The sequence below is a fragment of the Rhodococcus sp. NPDC079359 genome (assembly GCF_040702585.1).
Lineage (GTDB): Bacteria > Actinomycetota > Actinomycetes > Mycobacteriales > Mycobacteriaceae > Rhodococcoides.
Genome location: NZ_JBFBLH010000001.1, coordinates 877,674 through 902,355 on the forward strand (window position 1 = coordinate 877,674; position 24,682 = coordinate 902,355).

At 64.1% G+C, this 24,682-nt stretch carries 24 protein-coding genes; 12 read left to right on the forward strand and 12 right to left on the reverse strand.

What is annotated here, in order from left to right:
- Position 1: 1 nt before the first annotated feature.
- From AB0362_RS03940 to AB0362_RS03950, 3 genes are all read right to left on the reverse strand, one after another.
- Positions 2 to 790: a GntR family transcriptional regulator gene (locus AB0362_RS03940; RefSeq protein ID WP_366234848.1), complete on the reverse strand. Its 789-nt coding sequence runs from the start codon at positions 788 to 790 to the stop codon at positions 2 to 4.
- Between the two features lie 54 nt (positions 791 to 844).
- On the reverse strand, positions 845 to 2,203 hold the full coding sequence (locus tag AB0362_RS03945; RefSeq protein WP_366234849.1) for a cytochrome P450: 1,359 nt from the start codon (positions 2,201 to 2,203) through the stop codon (positions 845 to 847).
- 114 nt (positions 2,204 to 2,317) lie between these two features.
- Positions 2,318 to 3,763 carry a sugar porter family MFS transporter gene (locus tag AB0362_RS03950; protein ID WP_366234850.1) on the reverse strand — a complete coding sequence of 482 codons (1,446 nt, stop codon included), beginning with the start codon at positions 3,761 to 3,763 and terminating at the stop codon, positions 2,318 to 2,320.
- 498 nt (positions 3,764 to 4,261) lie between these two features.
- Between AB0362_RS03950 and AB0362_RS03955 the strand changes: the two genes are divergently transcribed.
- The 8 genes from AB0362_RS03955 (at position 4,262) to AB0362_RS03990 (ending at position 11,430) form a co-directional block, all read left to right on the forward strand.
- Positions 4,262 to 5,443 carry an FAD-dependent oxidoreductase gene (locus AB0362_RS03955; protein ID WP_366234851.1) on the forward strand — a complete coding sequence of 394 codons (1,182 nt, stop codon included), beginning with the start codon at positions 4,262 to 4,264 and terminating at the stop codon, positions 5,441 to 5,443.
- A 14-nt stretch (positions 5,444 to 5,457) separates the two neighbouring features.
- Complete coding sequence (locus AB0362_RS03960) at positions 5,458 to 5,901, forward strand: flavodoxin domain-containing protein (RefSeq protein ID WP_366234852.1); 444 nt, start codon at positions 5,458 to 5,460, stop codon at positions 5,899 to 5,901.
- Positions 5,902 to 5,943: 42 nt separating this feature from the next.
- The gene (locus AB0362_RS03965; protein WP_366234853.1) at positions 5,944 to 6,918 is read left to right on the forward strand and encodes an aldo/keto reductase; all 975 of its coding nucleotides are present in this window, start codon (positions 5,944 to 5,946) and stop codon (positions 6,916 to 6,918) included.
- Between the two features lie 13 nt (positions 6,919 to 6,931).
- A complete protein-coding gene (locus tag AB0362_RS03970; RefSeq protein WP_366234854.1) occupies positions 6,932 to 7,690 on the forward strand; it encodes a creatininase family protein in 759 nt (252 codons plus the stop codon).
- Between the two features lie 589 nt (positions 7,691 to 8,279).
- Positions 8,280 to 8,432 carry a hypothetical protein gene (locus AB0362_RS03975; protein ID WP_366234855.1) on the forward strand — a complete coding sequence of 51 codons (153 nt, stop codon included), beginning with the start codon at positions 8,280 to 8,282 and terminating at the stop codon, positions 8,430 to 8,432.
- A gap of 37 nt (positions 8,433 to 8,469) precedes the next feature.
- Positions 8,470 to 8,805 carry a hypothetical protein gene (locus AB0362_RS03980; protein ID WP_366234856.1) on the forward strand — a complete coding sequence of 112 codons (336 nt, stop codon included), beginning with the start codon at positions 8,470 to 8,472 and terminating at the stop codon, positions 8,803 to 8,805.
- A 46-nt stretch (positions 8,806 to 8,851) separates the two neighbouring features.
- Complete coding sequence (locus tag AB0362_RS03985; RefSeq protein ID WP_366234857.1) at positions 8,852 to 10,060, forward strand: CoA transferase; 1,209 nt, start codon at positions 8,852 to 8,854, stop codon at positions 10,058 to 10,060.
- The gene (locus tag AB0362_RS03990) at positions 10,057 to 11,430 is read left to right on the forward strand and encodes an amidohydrolase family protein (protein WP_366234858.1); all 1,374 of its coding nucleotides are present in this window, start codon (positions 10,057 to 10,059) and stop codon (positions 11,428 to 11,430) included. Before AB0362_RS03985 ends, AB0362_RS03990 begins: the two co-directional genes overlap by 4 nt.
- Here AB0362_RS03990 and AB0362_RS03995 read toward each other — a convergent pair whose 3' ends face one another.
- Genes AB0362_RS03995 through AB0362_RS04005 form a run of 3 tightly spaced genes read right to left on the reverse strand, consistent with a single transcriptional unit; the run spans position 11,431 to position 14,426 of the window.
- Complete coding sequence (locus tag AB0362_RS03995) at positions 11,431 to 12,459, reverse strand: enoyl-CoA hydratase/isomerase family protein (protein ID WP_366234859.1); 1,029 nt, start codon at positions 12,457 to 12,459, stop codon at positions 11,431 to 11,433.
- A gap of 25 nt (positions 12,460 to 12,484) precedes the next feature.
- Positions 12,485 to 13,246: a GntR family transcriptional regulator gene (locus AB0362_RS04000; RefSeq protein WP_366234860.1), complete on the reverse strand. Its 762-nt coding sequence runs from the start codon at positions 13,244 to 13,246 to the stop codon at positions 12,485 to 12,487.
- A 25-nt stretch (positions 13,247 to 13,271) separates the two neighbouring features.
- Positions 13,272 to 14,426, reverse strand: a complete 1,155-nt coding sequence (locus tag AB0362_RS04005) for an acyl-CoA dehydrogenase family protein (protein WP_366234861.1) — start codon at positions 14,424 to 14,426, stop codon at positions 13,272 to 13,274.
- Positions 14,427 to 14,647: 221 nt separating this feature from the next.
- Here AB0362_RS04005 and AB0362_RS04010 point away from each other — a divergent pair, with 221 nt between their 5' ends.
- The 4 genes from AB0362_RS04010 (at position 14,648) to AB0362_RS04025 (ending at position 19,200) form a co-directional block, all read left to right on the forward strand.
- Positions 14,648 to 15,553, forward strand: a complete 906-nt coding sequence (locus AB0362_RS04010) for a CoA ester lyase (protein ID WP_366234862.1) — start codon at positions 14,648 to 14,650, stop codon at positions 15,551 to 15,553.
- Positions 15,550 to 16,533, forward strand: coding sequence for a MaoC family dehydratase (locus AB0362_RS04015; RefSeq protein ID WP_366234864.1), 984 nt, complete (start codon positions 15,550 to 15,552; stop codon positions 16,531 to 16,533). The genes AB0362_RS04010 and AB0362_RS04015 overlap by 4 nt, the downstream gene beginning before the upstream one ends.
- Positions 16,534 to 16,558: 25 nt before the next feature.
- Positions 16,559 to 17,422: a patatin-like phospholipase family protein gene (locus AB0362_RS04020; RefSeq protein WP_366234865.1), complete on the forward strand. Its 864-nt coding sequence runs from the start codon at positions 16,559 to 16,561 to the stop codon at positions 17,420 to 17,422.
- Positions 17,423 to 17,526: 104 nt separating this feature from the next.
- Positions 17,527 to 19,200: an FAD-dependent oxidoreductase gene (locus AB0362_RS04025; protein WP_366234866.1), complete on the forward strand. Its 1,674-nt coding sequence runs from the start codon at positions 17,527 to 17,529 to the stop codon at positions 19,198 to 19,200.
- 55 nt (positions 19,201 to 19,255) lie between these two features.
- Here the strand turns inward: AB0362_RS04025 and AB0362_RS04030 are convergent, their stop codons facing one another.
- The 6 genes from AB0362_RS04030 to AB0362_RS04055 are packed head-to-tail and all read right to left on the reverse strand — an operon-like array spanning position 19,256 to position 24,672.
- A complete protein-coding gene (locus AB0362_RS04030; RefSeq protein ID WP_366234867.1) occupies positions 19,256 to 20,428 on the reverse strand; it encodes an FAD-dependent oxidoreductase in 1,173 nt (390 codons plus the stop codon).
- 22 nt (positions 20,429 to 20,450) lie between these two features.
- Positions 20,451 to 21,050 (reverse strand): PaaI family thioesterase, encoded by a 600-nt coding sequence (locus AB0362_RS04035; protein WP_366234868.1) that lies wholly within the window; start codon positions 21,048 to 21,050, stop codon positions 20,451 to 20,453.
- The gene (locus AB0362_RS04040) at positions 21,047 to 21,958 is read right to left on the reverse strand and encodes an LLM class F420-dependent oxidoreductase (RefSeq protein ID WP_366234869.1); all 912 of its coding nucleotides are present in this window, start codon (positions 21,956 to 21,958) and stop codon (positions 21,047 to 21,049) included. Before AB0362_RS04040 ends, AB0362_RS04035 begins: the two co-directional genes overlap by 4 nt.
- A gap of 25 nt (positions 21,959 to 21,983) precedes the next feature.
- A complete protein-coding gene (locus AB0362_RS04045) occupies positions 21,984 to 23,159 on the reverse strand; it encodes an acyl-CoA dehydrogenase family protein (RefSeq protein ID WP_366234870.1) in 1,176 nt (391 codons plus the stop codon).
- An 11-nt stretch (positions 23,160 to 23,170) separates the two neighbouring features.
- Positions 23,171 to 23,755, reverse strand: coding sequence for a flavin reductase family protein (locus AB0362_RS04050; protein WP_366234871.1), 585 nt, complete (start codon positions 23,753 to 23,755; stop codon positions 23,171 to 23,173).
- A 14-nt stretch (positions 23,756 to 23,769) separates the two neighbouring features.
- The gene (locus tag AB0362_RS04055; RefSeq protein WP_366234873.1) at positions 23,770 to 24,672 is read right to left on the reverse strand and encodes an alpha/beta hydrolase; all 903 of its coding nucleotides are present in this window, start codon (positions 24,670 to 24,672) and stop codon (positions 23,770 to 23,772) included.
- Positions 24,673 to 24,682: the final 10 nt, after the last annotated feature.

Sequence of the window (24,682 nt, forward strand, 5' to 3'; positions counted from 1 at the left end):
CTCAGGGAAAGTCGTCCGTATCGGCACCGAATCGATCGGCTCCGGTGCGACCGAGCAGCAACTGCATGCTGTCGATATCGGAGAGCAACAGAGTGCGACCGTAGGACAACCTCACCCGGCTCCCGAGCCACGATGTCCGCGAGAGTTCCACGAGTTCACCCGTCGCCGCCAAGCGCGAGCGAGCGTGCACGACGATGAGCGGGATATCGAGATAGGACCGAAGCAGTTCGGCCTGCACAGTGGTCGCGAAACCGATCTCGGCGAAGCATTCGGCCGCGACTTCCTGGTCCGAGTACAACGCTGCCGCTTTCGCGGCATCCACCGGTGACCACGACTCGGTGATCGCGAGCGGGATGTCGTCGACCAGATGCAATTCGCGAGCGAAGACGAGCGGTCTCGACGACGCGTGCTCCCTGAACGAACGTTCCAACTCCGGCGGGACCGGAACAGCTGTCGGGTAGTCCATTCGCGATCGCGCGTCGTGTCCCTGGGCGATGAGCTGTTCGCGCCACGGCTTGTACAGATCCAGGTCGTAGCGGCCGGTCAGTGCCCGCCCGGTGACGTACGTTCCGGATCCACGGCGGCTCTCGACGTAACCGTCCTCGACCATGGCGGCGATGGTGCGGCGGATGGTGACCCTACTGACGCCGTACTGCTCCATCAATGCTGCCTCGGTGGGGATACGTGCACCGGAGACGAACTCACCCTCGTCGACGCGGCGACGCAGATCACGACGGATCTGCCCCCACGCGGTCAGGGGTGAATCATGCTCTACGACGAACGCGGCCACCCGTTCATTGTGACCCATGAGCAACTCGGCCCGCTCGTAGCGGCCGAGTGTCGATCATGGGTTCAGAGAATAGGTGGCACGGGCGACGGCAGATCCGGGCTCGGAGAACTCGACCGGCAGACGCGAGAACCCGCGAACCATCTGCTTGACCCACCGCTCGGGCCTGCCGACGATTCGCACGTCCGGACCCGCCAACAGCTCCTCGACGGTGATCTTGGCGGCGAGTCTCGCGAACGGAGCGCCCATGCATGCGTGGATGCCCTCGCCGAAGGACATGCTGCGGTTCTTCGGGTTGAACTCCCGGTTGATGTCGAAGGTGTCCGGGTCCGCGTAGACGCGTTCGTCGCGGTTCGCCGATCCCTGCAGGAACATCACCCGCGAGTCCGCCGGAATGGTCACTCCCGCGATGACGATGTCCGCCGTGGTCTGACGCGACAGGTTCTGGCCCGGAGTTTCGTACCGAAGCGTCTCCTCCACGAACTGCTTGATCATGTCCGGGTTCTCCCGCAGGTAGCCCTGCAGGCGGGGGAACTTGTCGAATACGTAGACGATGTTGGTGAGCAGTGCAGCCGGAGCGTCGCTGGCCGCGGACAACACCAGGTGTGCCAAGCCGTCCATCTCGGCCTCGAATACTTTGCCCTTGCGTTGCGCGAGCAGGATCTGCGTGTACGCATCCGAGCCGGAGGTGTCGGCCCCGTCCTCGATCTCGGCGCGTCGAGCAGCGAACCGCTCGGCGAGCAGAATCTCGGTCTCCTGGTTCGCCGCGGCAGCATCGGCCGGAACACCGAACTTTCCGACGGTGCGTTCCATCGCGCGCCAGAGGTGCTCGACGATGACGGCGTTGTCCTCACTCGGCGAGCCGAGCAACGAGATGCCCATACCGATGGACATCGGCAGTGCGAAGTCACTCGCGAAGTCGCCGCTACCGGTGGCATGCATGTCCGCCAACAACTTTCGCGCGAATTCGCGGGTCCCCTCCTCGCGCGCCAGGATCTCGCGAGCGGCGAACGTCCGGCGGACGGCCTGTCGGAGCGCGGTGTGCCGCGGCGGATCCTGAGCGACCAGAATTCCCTCGCCGTAGGAGTCGTGAGTGCCGTCGACGTCGTTGCCGAGACCGTTGACGAGCTGCTGATGATTGGCCAGTCCGGCGCGCACGTCGTCGTACCGAGAGACGACGTAGATGTCGCGGTCGGGGTTGTAGTAGACCGGTGCCGCGTCACGGAGGCGCTTGTACGTGTCGTAGGGATGGTCGTACGACGAGTAGGACAGCGGGTCGTAGTACACGGTCAGGTCCGCCGGCGCGGGGAGTTTCGCTGCGCTGTCCACCTCGGGAACCGGGGCGGTGGGGATCGGATGATGCGCGACCGGGCAGCCGTGGGCGAGCGGTGCCTGCGTACCAGCGGTGGATGACATGTACTTCGAACCTCACTTCGGGCGTGTGCGGCGCGCATGCGCGCCTGGACAGTTCGTTGCGTCCGCGGTGGACGCGTCGGGTATCGACACGTCCACCGCAGAGGCGTTCGAGACCTACAGCGAGCGGTACTTCTCCTTGAACTGCTCCTCGAGTTCTTCGAGGGTGCGGCCACGGGTCTCCGGAGCGGAAGTGATCATGAACAGCGTGCCGAGGAAGCAGACCACGGCGAACAGCAGGAACGTTCCGAAGTGCAGTGCCTCGACCATGATCGGGAACGCCAGCGAGATGATCGCGTTGATGCCCCAGAGTGCGAGCACCGCCAGGCCGATCATGCGTCCCCGCCACTTGAGCGGGAAGATCTCGGCGATCATGAGCCAGACGACCGGCCCGATGGTGCCCTGGACGATGGCGACGAAGGCGAGGATTCCGATGAGCAGCAGCCACGGACGCAGCGCGTTCCCCTCGGGAAGCGCAAGTCCGATGGTGCCGACGAAAATGTGTCCGATGGTGGTTCCGGCGAAACCGAAGATCAGCAGCGTGCGACGGTTGAACTTGTTGATGAAGGTCAGGGCGAGCAACATCGCGCCGACTGCGATGACACCGGTGAAGACATTGAACGTGATTGCGCTGGAGCCGAATCCGGCTTCGTCGAGCACCTGGGTGCCGTAGTACATCATCGAGTTGATTCCGGTGAGCTGCTGGTACATGGCCAAACCGATACCGACGAAGAGCAGGTGCCGGATCCACGGGGTGCGGAAGATCTCGGAGTAGGTTCCTGCCTTCTCGACCTTTTCGATCTCTGCGAGCTGACGGACCTCCGCCATCTCCGCGATCGCACGTTCCTTCGAGCGCACGGTCATCAGGACCGCCAACGCCTCGTCGTCGCGGCCGTTCGCGATGAGCCAGCGTGGGCTCTCTGGCATACGCAGCATTCCGAAGAACAAGAACACCGCAGGCACGACTGCCACGGCGAGCATGTAGCGCCAGACGTTGTCGTGTCCGCCGAAGAGGTTTGCGATCAGTGCATTGATCGCGAAGGCGAGGAACTGCCCGGTCACGATCATCAGCTCGTTACGCGAGACGATGCTGCCGCGTTTCTCGAACGGTGCCACCTCGGCGAGGTACACCGGAACGGTCACCGATGCGCCGCCGACAGCGAGACCGAGGACGAAACGGAACACCAGGAAGGTTCCGTAACCGGGTGCGATGACGCAGCCGACGGCTCCGACGAAGAAGAGGATAGCGAGCAGGATGATGTTGCGTCGACGTCCCATCGCATCGGACAGGCGACCACCGAAGAACGCGCCGGCCGCTGCTCCGATGAGGAGGGTGAAGGTGATCAGCCCCTCCTGGACCGAGGACAGGCCGGTCGCCGAGAGCCCGCCCGGTTCGACCATGAACGACAGTGCTCCGTTGAGCACGCCGGTGTCGTAACCGAAGAGCAGGCCACCGAAAGTGGCGACGACGGCCACGAGACCGATTCGCTTGTTGTAAGCGCCGTCGCCGAGAGGCGGCAAATCCAGTTTCACCGAATTGGTTGTGAGAGATCCATGAGACACGTCTCCTACGCTCCTTTGCGTAATTCGCTCGACCGAAAGAGTCGGTCATGGCGCGAGTTGTTCGATCTCGAATAGTAGGGCATGGACGTGGTCCGCGTCACTATCTTCAGCAATATTGAGTTGAGTTTATTTCACTCCACCGCCACCCAGGATTTGTATTGATTACATATCCTATTCCGGGTTTCCGCAGCTCCGATCACCAGTGCTTACCCGTCGAGACCAGCGAGTACGCGACCGAACCTACTTTACGGACCGAAAATACGGTGGTTGATGGAGGTCGGATAGGCGACGCTCGGCGGTGATTTGTATTCGAGTAGATACAACTTGGTATCACGTTCGATACAACATCGACAGCTATCTGTATTCGGTGGAATACAGCATTCTCGAATTCTCGAAATCAATAGACATAAATTCGCCGAATGCCGTTTTTCTTCATTCGTTGCGGTGTTATCGTCCTCGTCACACCTTCGGAATCGATCATCGTCAGGGGCAGCCTTCATGGACACCACTCACAGCACCGACTCGCAGCCGTCGGTGGCGATCATCGGCAGTGGGCCGTCCGGGTGCTACCTCGCACAGTTTTTACGCAAACAGTGGCGCGAGTCCGAGATCGTCATCTTCGACCGTCTCGACACCCCGTACGGCCTCGTCCGCTACGGCGTTGCACCGGATCATCCGGGCACCAGAGCGGTTTCGAAACAGTTTGACCGGCTCTTCGCCCGAGACAACGTCACCTTCGTCGGATCCACCGTCGTCGGATCCGTCGAGGGCGCAGGACACATGACGCTCGACAAGATACGAACCGCGTTCGACATCGTCGTCCTCGCCACCGGCCTGCACGCCGACCGCGCACTGTCGGTGACGACCGACCTCCACGGCGTCTACGGTGCTGGCCATTTGACAAGACTGATCAACGGCCACCCGGACGAGACCGTCGACGGACTCGAGCTGGGTCGACGCGTCGTCATTGTCGGCCACGGCAACGTCGCCATCGACCTTCTGCGCCTGTTTCTGACCGCGCCTGAACAGCTACGTGAGCTCGGGATCGCGCAGGACGTGGTCGATGCGATCTCCGCCGGTCCGGTGAGTGAGATCGACATCGTCGGCCGGTCGATGCCCTCGCAGGCGAAGTTCGACCTCGCGATGATCAAGGAACTGGCCAAGCTGCCGAACGTCCGATTCGAAGCCGACCTCGTCGCCCCCGCCGAGGACGAGGATGCGTCCCGACACGACGCGGTCCAAATGCTGATCGACGGTTCCGAGCCGTCGGCGCAGCGCGTGGCGCGCTTTCATTTCGGTTTCGAGCCCGTGGAACTGGACGGCGCGGGAACCGTGTCGTCCATCACGCTGCAGGCGCTGAACTCGACCGGTCGGACTATGCGCCTCGATGCCGATTCGGTGTGCACTGCAATAGGATTCGCGGAGAACGAGAGCGCGCCTCTATTGCGCGCCGATCACACCTCCGCCGAGCACGTCGATCTCGAGCGCGGCATCCTCGGCGACAGTCTCTACTGCGTCGGTTGGCTCCGCCGTGGACCGCGCGGCACCATCCCCGAAAACCGCACCGACGCACGCATGGTCGCCGACACCATCATCGCCGATCATCTCGTTCGCGATGCGGCCATGCCCAAACCGGGCTACAGCGCACTGAACATCGACACCCATTCCGCCGCCATCTGATCGAGGAGTACACCATGAGCAGAACTGTCATTCTTTTCGGCACCGAATCCGGCAACGCAGAGATGGTCGCCGAGGATATGGTCGACGAGCTCGACGGCGATCACCACGCCGAAGCCATCGACATGACGGACTTCGACATCTCCGAGTTCACCACCGAGAACAGCTACATCGTGGTCTGCTCGACGCACGGTGACGGTGAATTGCCCAGTGGCGCAGCCCCGTTCTTCGAGGCACTCGAAGCCGACGAGCCCGACCTGACCGGGATTCGCTTCTCGGTGTTCGGCCTCGGCGACAGCAGCTACGAGACCTACAGCCACGGCAGCGAGATCATCGACGAGAAACTGCGCGCCCTCGGTGCCGAGCGAGTCGGTGAATACGGTCGCCACGACGCGAGCGACGGCTCGCTGCCCAACGACGATGCACTCGCATGGTTGCGCACCGTCTTCGTCGCATCCTGACCCCGTCCACGATCCCTTCACGCGAAACAACGAGGTTCACCAATGCAGTACCGCAGCTTCGGCCGCACCGGCTGGGACATCAGCGAAATCTCCTTCGGCGCATGGCAGCTCGGAGGAGCGTGGGGCACAGTCGACGACGAGGAATCGATCGGCACCCTTGTGCACGCCTACGAGCAGGGCATCAACTTCGTCGATACGGCAGAACTCTACGGAGCTGGCCACAGCGAGACGGTCGTCGGGCAGTCCCTGCGCCGCTGGACCGGTGAGCGGATCTATGTCGCCACCAAGATCCAGCCCGTCGTCTGGCCGAGTGCGGACGAGGACAACCCGCTGATGTCCGGACGGTACCCCGAGTGGCACCTACGCAGCGGTGTCGAACTGGCGTTGAGCCGCCTGGGCGTCGAGCGTCTCGACCTGCTCCAGCTGCACGGCTGGATCGCCGATGGCACCCGCAACCTCGACTGGCTCGAAACCCTCAACGCGCTGCGCATCGAGGGGAAGATCGACAAGATCGGTGTCTCCATTCGCGACTACCGCCCCGAGGAGGGTGTGGACATCGCTGCGCTCGGCCTCGTCGACTCCATCCAGGTCATCTTCAACATGTTCGAGCAGCGACCGGTGGATGCACTGTTCCCCGCAGGCGGCAGGACCGGGACCGCCTTCATCGACCGCGTCGCCCTGGATTCGGGTTCGCTCGGCGGCCAGTGGACTGCCGATACCTACGACTCGTGGGAACCAGGATCGCAGCAGCACGAGATGTTCCGCGGCGAACGCTTCGGTGAAACCCTCGCTCGCGTCGAGGCACTCAAGGAACTGTGTGCGCCGTATTTCCCCACCCTCGCCGAGGCGGCAATGCGCTACGCGCTGAGCGCCCCCGAAGTCTCCACCGTCATCGCCGGAATGAGCACCCGCAGCAACGTCGCGCGCAACGTCACCTACTCCGACGGCAAGCCCTTTCCGGAGGAACTGCGGGCGAAGTTGGCCGAACACAACTGGCCGCGGAACTACTACAAGTGAAGCGAGTGCTGCAATGACTTCGACCGACACAGTCGCCACCGTGCAGGCAGAACTGATGTCACCGGCCGAACTGGACGCGGCTGTAGAGGCGGTACCGGTGGCGTATCTGCCGCTGGGCACCCTCGAGTTCCACAGCGCTCACCTACCGATCGGCCTCGACGCGCTGACCGCGCACGGGGTATGTGTCGGTGCGGCGTACAAGGTGGGTGGCATCGTCCTTCCGCCGGTGTACCAGGGCACCGGCGGCGGACACTCGAACTATCCGTGGACGGTCATGATGAACTCCCCGGATTCGATCCGGTCTCACCTCGAGCAGACACTCGTCAAACTGGAATCATTCGGCGTGCGTGTGGCTGTCGTGTTCACCGGACACTTCGCCGACGAACAACTCGCGATGATCGACGACATTGCGCTGGTGTGGAATGCCGATGCCGAGCATTCGCTGTCGGTCCTCGCGACCGCCGTCAATCGATGCTCGAGCTCACCGGTGCCGCCGGATCACGCCGGACTGTTCGAGACCAGTTTGCTGTTTGCGTTGCGGCCGGATCTGGTGCATCTGGAGCGCCTGCCGTCCATCGCGGAACGCCCCGCGATAGACCGAGACGGCGACTCGATGGGAAATCAACGGCACAACCGGACTCACCCTCTCTGGGGCATCTTCGGGCCAGACCCACGCACGATGGACGCCGACGAGAGCAGGGCGGTTCGATCCGCTCTGGTGACCTGGATGTGCGACGAGGTGTCAACGCTGCTGCGGAGTAAAACCACGTGATGCTCGGGGGTGGAACCTGCGTCCGAGTCTGCGTGCAGGATCAGGTTCGCCCAACTGTTGGACGTCGGCGGGGATGAAGCACGACGGGTGAGTTGAAGAGAAGGAGATCTGCTCGTCATGCCATGGCTCATCACCGGACGGACAATTCAGGGACTCGGCGGCGGTGGCCTGATGATCCTCGCGCAGGCGATCATCGCCGACGTCTTGCCCGCCCGCCAGCGCGGCAAGTACACGGGGCATCACGGGCGGAGTCTTCGCCCTCTCTTCGGTCGCAGGTCCCCTACTCGGCGGATTCTTCACCGAGGGGATCGGATGGCGATGGGCGTTCTGGATGAACATCCCACTGGGGTCCTCGCAATCACGTCGGCAGTGTTCTTCTTACGACTACCCAAGATCGACCACGACAAGCCGAAACTCGACGTCACGGGAATGGTACTGCTCGCGCTCGCCTCGACCGATATTATCGTGCTAACCACATGGGGCGGAACAACATACACCTGGAACCCCCACGAACATCGCCCTGATCATCGCAACCGTCGCCGCGGCCCTCGGTCTTGTCCGTGTAGAAACATCAGCCGCGGAACCGATCATGCCGCTACACCTTTTCGAAGACCACAACTTCAACTTCACCATCATCGCCGGACTCATCATCGGAGTCTCCAGGTTCGGCGCACTGGCCATCTGCCCACCTACCTTCAGATGGTCACCGGCGCAGGGGCAACCCAAGCCCGCCTCCTGGTGACCTCGATCGTCTCAGGGCAACTCGTGAGCAAGACCGGATGATACAAATACCTACCATCCTGGGCTCGGACATCGTCTTCGTCTCACTGTTCCTGTTATCGACCATGACAGCGGGCATGCCGGTATGGATCATCTGCGCCTACCTGGCTGTGATGGGTGTCGGACTCGGCATGAGCATGCAGATCCTCGTACTCGTAGTGCAGAATTCTTTCCCGATCACCGAAGTCGGTACCGCGACCGCATCCAACAACTACTTCCGTCAGATCGGCGTCTTCGTCGACGAGAAGCCCCTCGCAACAACGAACGACCGCACACCCGAGGCCTCTCTACAGCTGAATTCGCGTCGATGCAATCGAGCCGGAGCGCACTGCTAGATTCGGCAGAGACAAGACATCTGCGATACCGCGCATAGAGGAAAAGGTGAACGGTTCACGTTCTCGATCATCCGACTGGCTCGCCAGTGGCGTAGTACAGCTGACTGGGCGCCGTGACGGTCGTCCGCTCGTACCGCCGGGTTCGGCTGCGACCTATGCACGCACGCTTACCGAATACCTTTCCGATGCCACGGCCCACACGCGTCACCATGTAGCGCTGGACGGCCCGGAACTACTCGGCGAACGCGCCGCATTCACGTCCGGAAAGCGCCAGGGGTCCATCTCCGTCGGTGGTGCGTGCAGATTACTCCGCAGCGTCGACGGCTGGGTCGCGGTGTCCTGTGCCCGTGAGGACGACGCTTCCCTCCTGGCTGCGTTGATCTCCGCGGACGTCTCAGGCGATATCTGGCCGAGCCTGACCGCCTGGGTGGGTGAACATTCCGGCGCGGAATTCACCGAGCGTGCCACGCTTCTCGGTATCGCCGGCGGAGCTGTGGACGCCGAGGCCGCGCACGCGTCGCTACCGGACCCCCTGCCGACGCCGTTGGTCCCCCGGTCCGTCGAGGGCATGCTCGTCGTCGATTTCAGTGCGCTGTGGGCCGGACCGCTGTGCGCGCACCTGCTGGGTCTTGCCGGTGCCCGCGTCGTCAAAGTGGAAACGCCCACTCGACCCGACGGCGCTCGATCGGGAGATCGACAGTTCTATCGACTGCTGCACGCCGGCCACCGATCCGTCGTTCTCGACCCATCGACATCCGCGGGGAGACAGGCGCTGGAACGTCTCGTCGACGCCGCCGACGTCGTCATCGAGGCCTCTCGTCCGCGCGCTCTGGCAAGCTTCGGATTGGACGCCGAGGCGTCGGCCGCGGGCGGAACGACGTGGATCTCCATCACAGCACATGGACGCGATTCCGACCGAGTCGGTTTCGGTGACGACATCGCCGCGTCCAGCGGACTCGTCGCCTCCGATTGCGGCGGCACACCATTGTTCGTGGGCGACGCATTGGCCGATCCACTGGCCGGTCTCACGGCTGCTGCGATGGCGTCGTCGGTATCACCGACAGGAGGCGGATACCTGTGGGATCTGTCGATGTCGGCGGTGGTCGCGTCGACGCTCGACGGCTCTCCGTCCCGTGCCTGCACACCGTCCGAGGCTCCCGCGCAGCCGCGTCGACGCACAACAATCGGCGATGCTCCGGCCTCCGGCGCGGACACCGAACTCGTCCTGCGTGGTCTCGGAATCGAATTACCATGAGCACACTGCTGATTCGGCGTGCGGACCTTGGCACGGGTGTCGAGGCCGATGTGATGATCCAGGGCGGGACGATCGCCGAGATCGGACACGATCTGAACAGGGCAGGCGTTGAGGTGATCGACGCCCGGGGTGGGGCACTCGTCCCCGGGTTGACGGATCATCACCTGCATCTGCATGCGATGGCCGCGCAGGCGGCGTCGATCTGCTGCGGCCCGCCCTCGGTCCATTCCGAGTCCGATCTCGGTGTCGCGCTGGGACGGGCGGACTCCGACGCCGATGGATGGCTGCGCGGAGTCGGATACATCGAAACCGTGGCCGGTGAACTCGATTCGCGCGGTCTCGACCGGATACACGGTGCGCGGCCGGTTCGCATCCAGCACCGCAGCGGAGCGATGTGGATGCTCAATTCTCGTGCTGCAGAGGCCGTCGGGCTGTCGTCGGCCGATCATCCCGGCATCGATCGTTCCCCGGACGGCACGCCTACGGGTCGGTTGTGGCGGGCGGACGACTGGCTTCGAGAACGCCTGCCCGACAACGGTCCTCCGGATCTCACCGACGTCGGACGCCTCCTGCTCGGGTACGGCATCACCGCCGTCACGGACGCAACACCGGATCTGGCACCGTCCTCCCAGCGCGCGATCCTCGACGCCGTCGACACCGGTGCACTGCCGCAGCGAGTGCACCTGCTCGGTAGCCCACGCGACGGACCGACATCCGAACGCGTGACGGTCGGTCCGTACAAGATCGTGCTCGCCGATTCCGACCCGCCGAACCTCGACGAGCTGGCTCACCTGATCGACCAACTGCATCGGGTGGGCAGACCCTTTGCCGCACACTGCGTTTCCCGTGAAAACTTTGTGATACTGCTCGCCGCGCTCGACCAGGTCGGTGCGCTTACCGGTGACCGGGTGGAACACGGGGCGTTGATACCGGCCGATTCCATCGCCGAGGTTCGACGCCACGGACTCACCGTGGTGACACAGCCAGGGTTTCTGGCCGATCGAGGTGACGATTATCTGCGTGACGTCGATCCGCGTGACGTCGGCGATCTCTACCGCTGTCGGTCGCTGGTCGATGCAGCCGTGCCGCTTGCGTTGTCGAGCGATGCTCCGTACGGTCCACTCGATCCCTGGGCCGATATGCGTTCGGCGATGTACCGAAGCACGGTTTCCGGCGCGGTCGTGGGTCCAGGCGAAACTCTGTCTGCAGAGCAAGCTTTCGAGCGCTATCTGACGCCTGTGCACCACCCTGGCGGTCCTGCCCGCACCGTTCGCGTAGGCGGGCCTGCGGATCTTGTACTTCTGCACACACCCCTCATCGAGGTGCTGCGCAATCCCAGTGCGGACGCCGTACGCCTGACTCTGCCCTGATCAGGCTCCGACCGGTCGCACCTCGTCCACGAGTCCCCACTCCAACGCCTGAGCTGCACCGAACGTCATCCCCGACACCACTACCCACGCGGTCCGCCACCGTCCGATTCGCCGGGACACGCTCACCGTGCCGCCCGCGCCCGGTAGCAGTCCCATCGACATTTCCGGGAGAAGGAACGCCGAATCAGGATCGGCGACGATGTGGCCCGCGAACGCCGCGAGCTCGAGCCCGCCGCCCATCACCGCACCGTGGACTCGCGCTTCGAAGTTCCGTCCCAGCCGTATCGAGAGTTCGTGGATCTGCTCACCGGGCCGGTGCTGAGTCCGAATCAGGTGCGCCGACGCGGGATCGGACGAGGTACCGAACTCGGTGAGATCGCCGCCGCTGCAAAAGGATCGACCCCGACCGAGCAGTGATACCGAGGTCACCGAATCATCGAGTTGGGCGACGGACAACGCCTCCACCAACGCGTCGCGCATCCCGGCATCGAGCGCGTTGTGCCGTTCGGGCCGGTCGAGCTCGATGATCAGTCGGTCGTCGACTCGATCGATGACCACCGGATCACCGGTCTCGAATTTCGGCCGAAAGTTGCTCGCGGACAGCCACCGTGCGTACTCCGGTCCACCCTGCAGCGTGGAGTAGGCCATGGACTCGGCGATGAGCGCGTTGTGCACACCGAGGAATTCGGCCGTCCTGAGCAATCCCGTCACCGTCGCGCCGGCGATCGGATTCTTCTCGAGAGCTTCGCAGAGCTGCTGGACGGCGTCGCCGATCCGCTCGACCTTCACCGTCCGCCGATCGTCGCCGCTCTCGGTCAGCGTGAACGTCAACGCATCGACCAGAGTCGAGTTCTCGCTCGTGGGAGTGCCGATTCCGATCAGTATCCGGTGCGATCGACGCGCATGCGCGGTCGCAGATTCCACCGACTCCGGATCGCTGTCGACGTCCACCAACGTCAAGACATCGTCGGGTGCCACCGGGGCCACAGCGCCCACGGCCAGGTCGTGAATCGACACGGCACCGGGCATCACGGTGCGTACCTCGTTTCGTAGGTCACGGCGGCAACCTCGATCGTTGACGCCGCAGAGTCACACGGTACGTGTAGTGCTCGGGGAGAAAGTAGCTGACGGCCAGTTCCACCGGGCGACCTTCGCCATCGGAGTAGAGCCGATCGACCCGCAACATCGGGTGCCCCGCTGCACAGCCAAGGAGCGCGGCGACCTCGTCGGTGGCCGGCTGAGCCGTGATCGATTGAGCCGCCTCTTCGATGGGGCTGCTCAGATGGCGTTCGAGCAGAGCGATGACCGTGTGCGTTCCCACGGCACCTGTTGCGAGCTCGGGTGCACCGAGCAGATGACGCCCGATGTCCTCGGGCAGGTGAACGGTGGTGAGCACGAACGGTATTCCTTCGTGCAGCCGGCGAAACACGACGGTGTGCACCGCGTCAGTAGTCTGCCGCAACCGACTCGCGGAATCGATGTCCGTACGCCGCGCCAACCCCGAAACCACGTCCACCGTGGTGTCCGACGAGAGATTCATGAGGTCTTCGATCGAACCGAGCTGCCGTAGATACCTGCCGCCGCTTTCGTTGACGAAGGTACCGCGTCCGGCCACTCGGTAGACGATGCCCTCCGCAACCAGATCGAGGAACGCTCGCCGCACGGTCTGCCTGCTCACCGAGTAGCGGTCGGACAGATCGGCTTCGGTGGGCAGACGCACCCCTCCGCTGTACTTGCCCGCGACGATGTCGGCGCGTAGCTCGCTCGACACCACCTGGTACGCAGGTCCCGCGGGTTCCCGCTGTGCCCCGTTCATCTCGCGCCTCGACCGCCGATCGAACTCAGAGTCCGCCGCGTCCGACCAACTGTGCCGCAATGACGTTGCGCTGGATCTCGTTGGTACCCTCGCCGACGATCATCAGGGGCGCATCACGGAAGTACCGCTCGACGTCGTATTCCGTGGAGTAGCCGTAACCGCCGTGAATGCGGACGGCGTCGAGTGCGATCTCCATAGCGATCTCCGACGCGTACAACTTGGCCATGCCGGCTTCCATGTCGCACCGCTCACCGCTGTCGAACTTGTCCGCGGCATAGCGCGTGAGCTGGCGGGCAGCCGTCAGTTTGGTCGCCATGTTCGCGAGGTAGTTTCCGATGGACTGGTGCTTCCAGATCGGCTTTCCGAAACTCTCCCGCTGCTGCGAGTAGGCCAGCGAATCCTCGAGTGCCGCGGTTGCGACACCGAGGGCGCGAGCAGCAACTTGCATGCGTCCGGTTTCGAGGCCCTTCATCATCTGCGAGAAGCCCTTGCCCGGAACGTCGCCCAGGATCGCCGACGCCGAGATCCGGTAGTCGTCGAAGGAGATCTCGCAGCTTTCGACACCCTTGTACCCCAGTTTGGGAAGATCGCGCGAGACGACCAGTCCCGGCCCGTGTTCGACGAGAACGATCGAGATACCGGCGTGGCGAGGCGTGGCCTTGGGATCGGTCTTGCACAGCAGCGCAATGACTCCCGAGCGGCGGGCATTGCTGATCCACGTCTTGGCACCGTTGATGACGAGATCATCTCCGTCACGTTTGGCACTCGTGGTCAGCGCCTGCAGGTCGGATCCACCGGAGGGCTCGGTGAGAGCCATTGTTGCGCGCAGTTCACCCGTCGCCATGCGCGGCAGGTAGTTCTGCTTCTGTTCCTCGGTACCGAACAGCGTGATCAGCTTGGCGACAACGGTATGTCCGCCCATTGCGCCTGCGAGACTCATCCACCCACGGGCCAGCTCCTCGGTCACTTGGACGTAGCACGGCATGGAGACCGGCGATCCACCGTATTCCTCGGGTACCGCGAGGCCGTAGATGCCGATCTGCTTCATCTGCTCGATCCACTTCTCCGGGTACTCGTTCGCGTGCTCCACCTCCTGCACGGTCGGCTTGACGTCACGGTCGACGAACTTCCTGACGGTCTGGACCAGGAATGACTCTTCGTCGTTCAGCGAGCTGCTCATAGGGCCACACTTCCAGTTTCTGACGGTATATATATTTGTACGGCCATATTTGTTGTCAGCCGCCCAATTGTCAAGACCAGGGTTGACACTGCCAGAGAGCGCTGCCAGCATCGACCCAGTAGAGCAGCGCATTCCGATCATCTGACACTGTTGCATCACCTGAACGGGTTGGCCGTACATTCGAGCCGCCGTCGCACCGCACCGAGAGGACCTCCCATCCAGTGACCGCTCCTCCCCCGGCCCCAACGACCCAGCATGCGCCGACCCAGTCTCCGTCGACCCACCGCAGGCGGGGCGTTCTCGTCGTTCCGGGATCCAACGAGAAGATGATCCGCAAGGCGCTCGCGTCGGGTGCCGACGAGGTGGTCATCGACCTGGAGGACGCCGTCGCTCCCACCCGTAAGGTCGAGGCTCGGACCGCTGTCGCGGCGATTCTCGCCGCGTCGACACTGCGGCCGGAAACCGCTGTGGCGGTTCGGATCAACGCAGTGGACACCGAATGGGCGGCCGAGGACCTCCGCGCGCTTGCCGAGTGTGGCGACGCCATCGGGAGCATCGTTGTTCCCAAGGTGAACGGCGCGGCGGAACTCGTGCACGTAGCGGAGTCGCTGCGCGATCCATCGGTGACGCTTCAGGCGCTCATCGAGACTCCGCGCGGCGTCGGGAATATCGATGAGATCTGCGCCGCGACGGATCGCCTGGCCACGGTGATCATCGGGTACGCCGACCTCGGCGCTGCCCTCGGACGCGCACCGGGATCACCGCCACAGCGGTGGATCGCAATCCAGGATCGCATCCTGGTGGCCGCGAGGTCCACCGGCCGGGCGGTGATCGACGGGCCGCACCTCGGAACCCGCCCGGACGAAGAATTCCAGCACAGCGCGCGGTGGGCACGCGAGCAGGGGTTCGACGGCAAGTGGGTCATCCATCCGTCGCAATTGGACTTCGCGACAGCAGAATTCACCCCGACCGACGCCGACGTGGCCGACGCACGACGCGTACTCGCGGCACTGGCCGAGGCAGAGACACTCGGCAACGGAGCGGCCCAACTCGACGGCCGCATGCTCGACGAGGCGGTCGCGGTCGCGGCCCGTCGCGTTCTCGACAGGATCGGAGTCTCGGCATGACGGATCGCCGGGTCGGCGGACCCTACTTCGACGAACTGACCGTGGGCCAGGTGTTCGACGCGGCTCCCGACATCACCGTCACGGAGGGGCTGTCCGCGGTTCGCCAGTCCATCATCGGCGACCGGCTTCGGCTTCCACTGAGCACGCCACTGTCCATCGCCGTGACCGGACACGCTGCAGCTCTTGCCAATCCGGGCCTGGTGTGCGATCTCGCGATCGGTCAGTCGACCGTCGTGACCCACCACGTCAAGGCCAACCTGTTCTACCGAGGCCTGCGGTTCCTGCGGTACCCCCACATCGGCGACACCCTGCACACCCGCACCGAAGTGGTCGGACTGCGGGAGAACTCGGCGAAACCCGGTCGGCACCCGACAGGTCTCGCAGCGCTGCGCATGTTGACGACCGATCAGGACGGCCGAACCGTCCTCGACTTCTACCGCTGCGCGATGCTGCCGCTCGGTGACGGTCCGGATCCGAACAGAACCGTCCACACCGACGATCTCACGACGATCGGCCCAGTCGAATCACAGCCCTACGCCGTGCCGACCGGATGGGATCTGACGGACCTCCGGGACCGCCCATCTCAGCCGGTCGAGGCAGGGGACGTGTTCGTCAGCAGCGGCGACGTCGTCTCCAGCGCGCCGGAACTGGCACGGTTGAGCCTGAACATCGCGGCCACCCATCACGACGAGCGGGTGGGGGGCAACGGACGCCTCGTATACGGCGGCCACACGATCGGACTCGCATTCGCGCAGGCCACCCGGGCGCTGCCGGACATCGTCACGGTGCTCGGTTGGGAGTCCTGCGATCACACCGGACCGGTTCACGAGGGTGACACGCTCACCAGCGAGTTGACGGTCGAGCGCATCGCTCCGACTGACGGCGGCCGCGTGCTGCACCTGCGCTCGATCGTGCATTCGCACACAGGTGCCGAGCCGACTGCAGTACTGGACTGGCGCTTCGCCGTTCTGGTCCCGTGAACATCTCCACGAGGAGGAGTGCGTAATGGCCGAACAGGCGCTGGTTCTGGGAGGCGGCGGTGTAGCCGGGATCGCCTGGGAACTCGGATTTCTACTGGGCGTCCAGGACAACTCGCCCGATCTGGCGCGTGCCCTGCTCGGGTCCGACCTGATCGTAGGAACGTCGGCCGGATCCACGGTGGCAGCACAGATCACCAGCGGGCTTTCGTTGGACGAACTGTTCGAGCGCCAACTCTCGACGACGACCGACGAGATGAACCCCGAGATCGACGTGGAAGAACTCGGGGCCACTTTCGTGCGAGCACTCCAGAATCCCGACCTCACCATGATCGACCGGGTGCGGGCCATCGGCTCGCTGGCGATCGACGCCAGGACCGTCGACGCCTCGGTTCGGCGTGCCGTGATCGCCGCCAGACTGCCCGCGCACGAGTGGCCGGAACGACAACTGAAGATCACGGCGCTGGACGCGGAGTCCGGTGAACTCACGGTGTTCGACCGTAGCGGTTCCGTCGGACTGGTCGACGCCGTCGCCGCGAGCTGCGCGGTACCGGGAGTCTGGCCCGTCGTCTCCGTGGACGGTAGGCGATTCATGGACGGCGGTGTGGCAAGTTCCACCAACATCCAGGTCGCTCGCGCACACCGGCACGTGGTGGTGTTGGCCCCGACTGCCGACCCAGGGAACTTCCTCCTGGGTGGCACGGTCGCGGACGAGGCGGCCGCCGCGACCGATTCGTCGGTGTACACGGTGTTCGCCGACGACGCTTCGGTGTCGGCTTACGGGCCCAATCCGCTCGACCCCGCCTCGCGTGCACCCTCGGCCCAGGCCGGACGTGTGCAGGGAGCCCGCGAAGCCGCAGCACTGGGCGCATTCCTCCACGAGGCGCTCTAGATTTTCTCGACCTGGCCCGGCGGTGGCGCGGTGGTTGACAACGACCCCTGGTTCGGCCGATATTAGACATAAGTGTCAGATAGCGTGTGAAAGGCAAGGACTTCATGACCTTTGTGATCTTGCAGCCCTGCTGCAACGACGCGTCGTGTGTCGATGTGTGCCCGGTGGACTGCATCCATCCGACCCCGGAGGAGGCTCCGTTCATGCGGACCGAGATGCTGCACATCGACCCTCAGACGTGCATCGACTGCGGCGCGTGTGTGGACGCGTGCCCCGTGGATGCCATCAAGTCCGAGGACGACCTGGAAGACGACGAGGAGGTCTACCTGGATCTCAATTCCGAATACTTCGACTTGCATCCCATGGTCACCGGCGAGCTCGACCCGGTGAAGCCGGTGTGGCGCAAGGCCGATTTCACCGGCATGCGCGTGGCAATCGTCGGATCGGGCCCCGCAGCTTTCTACGCGGCGCTGGAGATCGTAGCTACCAAGGGCGCGAGCGTAACCATGTTCGACCGACTGCTCACGCCCTATGGGCTCGTGAGATTCGGTGTGGCTCCTGATCACCCGGGCACCAAGGCGGTCACCGATGTTTTCAAGACGCTGGCACGCCGAACCACGTTCTCGCTCAACCTCGGTGTCGAGATCGGCACTCACATCACGCACGACGAACTGCTCGAGCGTCATCATGCAGTGATCTACGCCGTCGGCGCTTCCTCGGACCGCAAACTCGGTATCGGCGGCGAAGATCTGCCCGGCAGCCACACGGCAACCGAGTTCGTCGCGTGGTACAACGGCCATCCCGATTACGCAGACCGTACGTTCGACCTGTCGACCGAGCGCGTCGTCGTGGTCGGCAACGGCAACGTCGCCCTCGACGTCGCCCGAATCCTGCTCACCGACCCCGACGAGCTCGACCGAACCGACATCGCCGACCATGCTCTGGAAGCATTGCGGGACAGCAAGGTTCGCGAGGTCGTGGTGCTCGGCCGCCGCGGCGTCGCCCAGGCGGGATACACCAATCCTGAGATGATCGCGCTTCGCCATCTCCCCGACGTTGACCTGATCATCGACGGTGACGAGGTCTCGACCGACGAGCTCACGCAGTCCATCCTCGATGCGGACGACACCGAAGCGTCGATGCGATCCAAGGTCGCGTTCGCCCAGGACGTGGCGAGCCAGTCCCCCGAAGGGCACCGCAAGCGACTGGTGTTGCGCTACTTGGCATCCCCCACTGAGATCCTCGGCGCAGATCGCGTCGAATCGGTGACGGTGACCCGTAACCGCCTCGAGCAGGAGAGCGACGGCGCCGTCATGGCTGTCGCGACCGACGTCACCGAGTCCATCGCCACCGGCCTCGTCCTACGCGCCGTCGGGTACCACGGTGTCGCAGTACCCGATCTGCCGTTCGACGCCGCGCGGGGCGTCATCCCCAATGTCGGCGGAAGAGTGGTGGATCAGTCGAGCAGAGATACCGTTCCCGGCGTGTACGTCACCGGGTGGATCAAGCGCGGTCCGTCCGGGGTCATCGGAACCAACAAGAAATGCGCGACCGACACCGTCGACCTGCTGTTGCAGGACTACCTCGCCGGTGCGCTGCCCGCGCCGAGCGAAGGCCCGGATTCCATCGCCGAGCTCGTCTCGCAGCGCCAGCCGAACATGGTGGACTTTGCCGGGTGGACCACGATCGACAAGGCCGAGAGGGCGGCCGGTAAGGCCCGCAAGCGTCCGCGTGTCAAGTTCGTGACTCCGGAATCGATTCTGGCAGAACTCAACTGACACGAATCAAAAGAGGGGCCGGGCGATGTCGCCCGGCCCCTCTCTTGTTTCGACGCTACCGGGCTACCGCGCCCAATTCGTCCATCGATGCTCCCGACGCCACCGCGGCGCGCATCTTCATGACCTTGCCGCCCATCCCGGCACCGACTACAGCGGTCAACCTGCCGCCTCGGTCGTAGTACGCGAGGAACTTGCGCCCGTCGTCCTCCACCACGGTTACTCGATCGAGTGCCGACGGCGTACCGAGCGCTTGAATCTTCATGTCGTACTGGTCGCTCCAGAAGTACGGCACACCAGGCGTTCCCGCGGCGACCTCTGCGCCGAGCAGCGAGGGCACCATCAGCTTCACCTGATCGAGAACGTTGCTCCAGTGCTCGGCACGGTGTGAGACGCCTGGCAGATCCCAGGATGCGACGTCGCCGACTGCCCAGACGTGCGGGCTACTCGTGCGGCCGGTGCCATCGGCCTCGATTCCGTCGGACACGGTCAGACCCGACCCGCGGAGCCAGTCGGTCGCGGGTGTGGACCCGATGCCGACGACGACGATGTCCGCTGTCACCGATGATTCGTCCGACAGAACTGCTCCCTGCACTCGGTCGCCGCCGATCCACGAGTCCACGCCGACTCCGGTCAGTACTTTCACACCGCGCTCGGTGTGCAGTCGCTGCACCAGACCGCCGATCACAGTGCCCAGTACGGATTCGAGCACCGTGTTCTGCGGTTCGACGAGGGTCACGTCGTGCCCTAGATCGCGCAGGCTCGCGGCCACCTCGCACCCGATGAATCCGCCGCCGACGACGAGCGCCGCACGGGCATCGTTCAATTCGGCACGAATGCCCACACAATCGTCCATCGACCGCAGTACGTGGACTCCTGCGAGATCCGCCAGTCCGCGCAGCCGACGTGGCCGAAGCCCGGTCGCGATGACGAGGTTGTCGTAGCCGATCGACGAACCGTCCTGCAGGGTGATCGTTCTCGTCTCGGTATCGAGCCCGGAAACGGAAGTTCCGAGACGGAGGTCTATCCGATTGTCGGCGAAGAACTGCTCTGGTTCGAGCGTCGAATCCAACGCGTCACCGCGCAGTACCTTTTTCGACAGCGGTGGGCGGTCGTACGGCAGGTGCGGCTCGTCTCCGATGAGAACGAGCTCGCCGTCGAAACCCGCGCGGCGGCAATGTTCGGCAGTACGAATGCCCGCCAGGCCTGCTCCCACGATGACGATCTTCATCGATGCCCCTGCTCTGTAGTCGTCATGGCTGCCCCGGCAGAAGCCGTAGGAACAGTGCTTCGGCGTCCGCGAGCAGTTCGTCTCCGTCGTGCAGGCGTCCGGTGATCCAGGTCTTGCGTCCCTCGATGCCGTCGATGGAGACCGTCACCGTCAGAGGCCGGCCGATCGGCGTGATCTTGCGGTAGTTCACTTTCAGGAACGCCGTCCGCGAACCGGGTTGCGCGACCGAACTGACGAAGATCCCGAGAACGTCGTCGAACAGCAACGGAATGATCCCTCCGTGCACGGCACCGTTGCCGCCGAGGTGCGCGTCGCTGAACGTCACTGTCGCGGTGAGCGTCGTGTCGTCGGAGGAGTCGACGCGGTAGGGAATCAGCGACGGATGACCACCGCGTCCCGACCGGTCGGGCCTGCGCGCGAGGCGTTGCTTCTCGTCCGCTCGCTGCGCCGTCAAGTGCGCAGCTGCGGTTCGGAACTGCTCGGTGAGCGATGTGGCGAGATCGAGGGTCGGGGCCGACGCGGCCAGCGCCGCATGCATCTCACGAAAGGCGTCGACGAGCTCTGCGTACTCGGGCGGCGACGGCTGGGGCACGTAGCCGGTTTCGGGTACCGTTTCGCTCATCGTCGAATCAGCTTCTCGGACAAAAGTTCCACATCCTTACGGAAGTCGTCGATACTCCGGCTCGCCGGTTCGACACTGATCCAGGTCACCCCGGCCTCGCTGTACGCGTCGAGCTCGGGTGCCACCGCAGCGCAGAAATCTGTCGCGTTGCCGCTCGTGAGCAGATCCTTCTCGAACGGTACGAACGAGACGTCGATTGCATTCTTACCGAGGTCTGCCCGGTTCTTGTTCAATTCACCGATCTGCTGAGCGAGCGACTCGATGCTCTCGAGGGGCGGCGTCTTGGTGATGGCCGCCATCTCTGCGGACTGCCCGATCGGCATCCAGCCGTCGGCGAGCTGTGTGACGCGCCTGCGAGCAGCCTTGCTGTTGCCACCGATCCAGATGGGGGGACCACCCTCGGTGACGGGCAACGGCAACGACACATGATTGCTGACGCCGAATTCCGGCCCGTCGTGTTCCACGCCCGACCATGTCGCACGCATGGCGGCGATCGATTCGTCGAGAAGCTTTCCGCGACGACAGAAATCGGCACCCAAGGCCTGGAACTCCGTCTTCAGGTAACCGGCCCCCATGCCGAGGGTCAACCGTCCACCGGAGAGCAGATCGAGACTCGCCGCGGCCTTCGCGCCCAGGTAGGGACTGCGATATCCGGCAACCATGATGTACGTGATCAACCGGATACGCGACGTCGCCTCGGCGGCCATGCTGAGCGAGACGAAGGGGTCGAAGGCGTGATGACCTCCGTTGGACAGCCAGTCACGGTCCGGGTAGGGGTGCTCGCTCATCGCGAGCCCGTCGAATCCGGCATCCTCGACGAGCCTCGCGACCTCACCCAGGCTGCTGTCGCCGATCCACGTCCGATAGTGCTTCACCGCACGCATCGGGAAAATGAGATTGAATTTCATCGGCCCCGTCATTTCGAAGACCCCTTCATTTCAGCAACTCTCGGGCGACGACGACGCGTTGAACCTCGGTGGCACCTTCACCGAGCCGCTTGACTCGTAGGTCACGGAACCATCGCTCGAGCGGAAGTTCCTCCGACAGGCCGAGAGCGCCGTGAATCTGGATGCACCGGTCGATGACGTCGTACGCCTTCTCGGTCCCGTACATCTTGGCGATGGACGCATCGACCTTGACGTCCTTGCCGAGGTCGGCGTTCCATGCGGCCTGGTACATCAGCAGCCGTGCTGCGCGCAGTTCCACTTCGGATTCGACGAGCATCCACTGGATTCCCTGCTTGTCGGCCAGCTTCCCACCGAACACGTCGCGGTCCTTCGCCCAGCGGCACGCCATGTCCAAGGCCTGTTGAGCGATACCGATCGGGCCTGCCGGATAAATGATTCGACTGTGCACGAGAAAGTCGCTGGCGAGCGAGAACCCGCGACCCTCGTCGCCGACGAGGTTGGCCGCCGGGATGCGCACGTCGTCGAAGTGCAGTTCGTACGGCGAGAAGGAGGCCACGACGCCGATGCGGTTGAACGTCAGGCCCGGCGTCCCCTTTTCGACGATGAAGCACGAGATGCCGCCCCTGCCTTCACCGGTACGGGCGTACACGACGCCCCAGTCGGCGTTCTCGGCGTGCGACGTCCACATCTTGCTGCCGTTCAGCACGTAGTCGTCGCCCTCGCGGACGGCCTTGAGTTTGATGGCCCGCGCCGGATCCGAACCGCCAGAGGCTTCACTGATGGACGTGTACGCCTTGGTCATCGTTCCGTCGATGATCGGCTGGGCAAACTTCGCGAACTGCTCCGGCGATGCCTTGAACATGATGTTCGGCGGATTGCCGCCGAATGCACCGAGAGCCGGAAAAAACGCTCCCATACGGCATTTCGCCGCCTCCTCGGCGACGACGACCTGGCCGAGCACACTGAGTCCGGCACCGCCGTACTCCTCTGGAGTCTGCAGTGCCCACAACCCGAGGCCACGGGCCTTGGCCTGCAGCGGGAGCAGGCGTTCTCTCGGCAGTCCTGCGATGTCGTGGCCCAGCGTGTCCTCGACCGGGCGCACCTCGGTATTCATGAATCGGCGCACGGTGTCCCGCAGCATGACGAATTCTTCGGGAAGCTCCCAGGTGCCGGTGATCGACGCCTGTTCGATGGTCGTCATCGACGCGGTACCTACGCCTTCGCGCCGAAGCGACGGGCGCGTGCGTTCTCGAGCTGCGGATGATGGTTGGCGTCGTACTGCGCGATCCAGTCGGCAGGCAACTTGCCCCAGGCCTCGCCGATACGCAGGCGCTGCCCGCCGTTCAGAATCTCCGAAGCGACCACGTCGCCGACGAAGATCGAGCTCTCCTCGACGTCGAGGGTGCCGATCACCCTGGCCTCGACGTAGCTGTGCGCGTCGAGCAGGATCGGCGCACCGGTCTCGCCGGTCTTGGTACGCAGCGTGCCGATCTTGTCACCGTCGCGACCCGACCTTCCCCCGAGCGTCATGAGGATCTCGAGCGACTTGTCGAGTCGGTCTGCCTCCGCGCTGAGCATGTGCATGACGAAGATGCCGGAGTTGACGACCATGTCATGCGTCTTGTTGTACTTCGTCAGGCTGATAGTCGCGCGTGGCGCTTCGGGGATGATACTGGCGGAACCGGCCGACAACGACATCAGCCCGTTGGCGAATCCGCCGTCGACGGTGGTGATGGCAACGGGGAACGGACGCAGGCCGGCCAGCACGCGGTTGGCCACCTCGGGGTCGTAGGACATGCGAATTCTCTTTTCTAGGAGTGGGATTCGATGGATCGCTGAAGATAGTCGAGCAAGTTTGCGGTGAACACGTCGTTGTCGTCGCCTGCCACCATGTGGCCTGCCTCTCGCACGTCGACCACCTCGGCGTGAGGAATGAGCTCGCGCATCTCTGCGACACCCTCGTCGGACACCACGTCAGATTCCTTGCCCCGGACGAGCAGCACCGGCGCAGATATGTTGCGCGCAGCGATCTTCGAGCGCTCGTAGATCACCGAGCTGATAGGAGTGTCCGGATGTGTCTCGGCGTCACCGGGGAACATGACCCGTGGATCCCAGTGCCAATGCCACCTGCCGTCAAGTAGGCGAAGATTCTTCTTGAGCCCGTCCAGATTCTTCGGACGCGGCCGGTGCGGGTTGTACGCCGAGATCACCTCGGAGGCTTCCTCGAGCGAGGCAAATCCGTCAGGGGCGCTGCGCATGAAGTCGCGCACTCGGCGTCCGCCGGTGACCTCGACCCGCACGGCGATGTCGACGAGAACCAGCGCCTGGGCCAAATCGGGGTCCTCCCCCATCGCGATGAGCGCCACCTTGCCGCCGAGAGACGCACCGACCACGGCGATACCGAGGCCCGGGTCGCGTGCACGCACGAACTGGATCATGTTGCGCACGTCCTCGGTCATGACCGACATGCCGTAGTCGCCGTCCGAATCCCAGTCGCTCTCGCCGTGCCCGCGCAGATCGATCGCATACGCGATCCACCCCGCGCGGCCGAGACGTTCACCGGTGCGCCGCCACGAGTGCCGCGTCTGACCACCGCCGTGAAGAAGGATCACGATGCCGCGGGCCGGGACGACGGCGGGTGTGGGCTCCCACCGATCTCCACGGAGAGAAAGCCCTGCTCCCTCGATTTCGACAGTGCCCGGATCCACGGTCATCGATTCACCT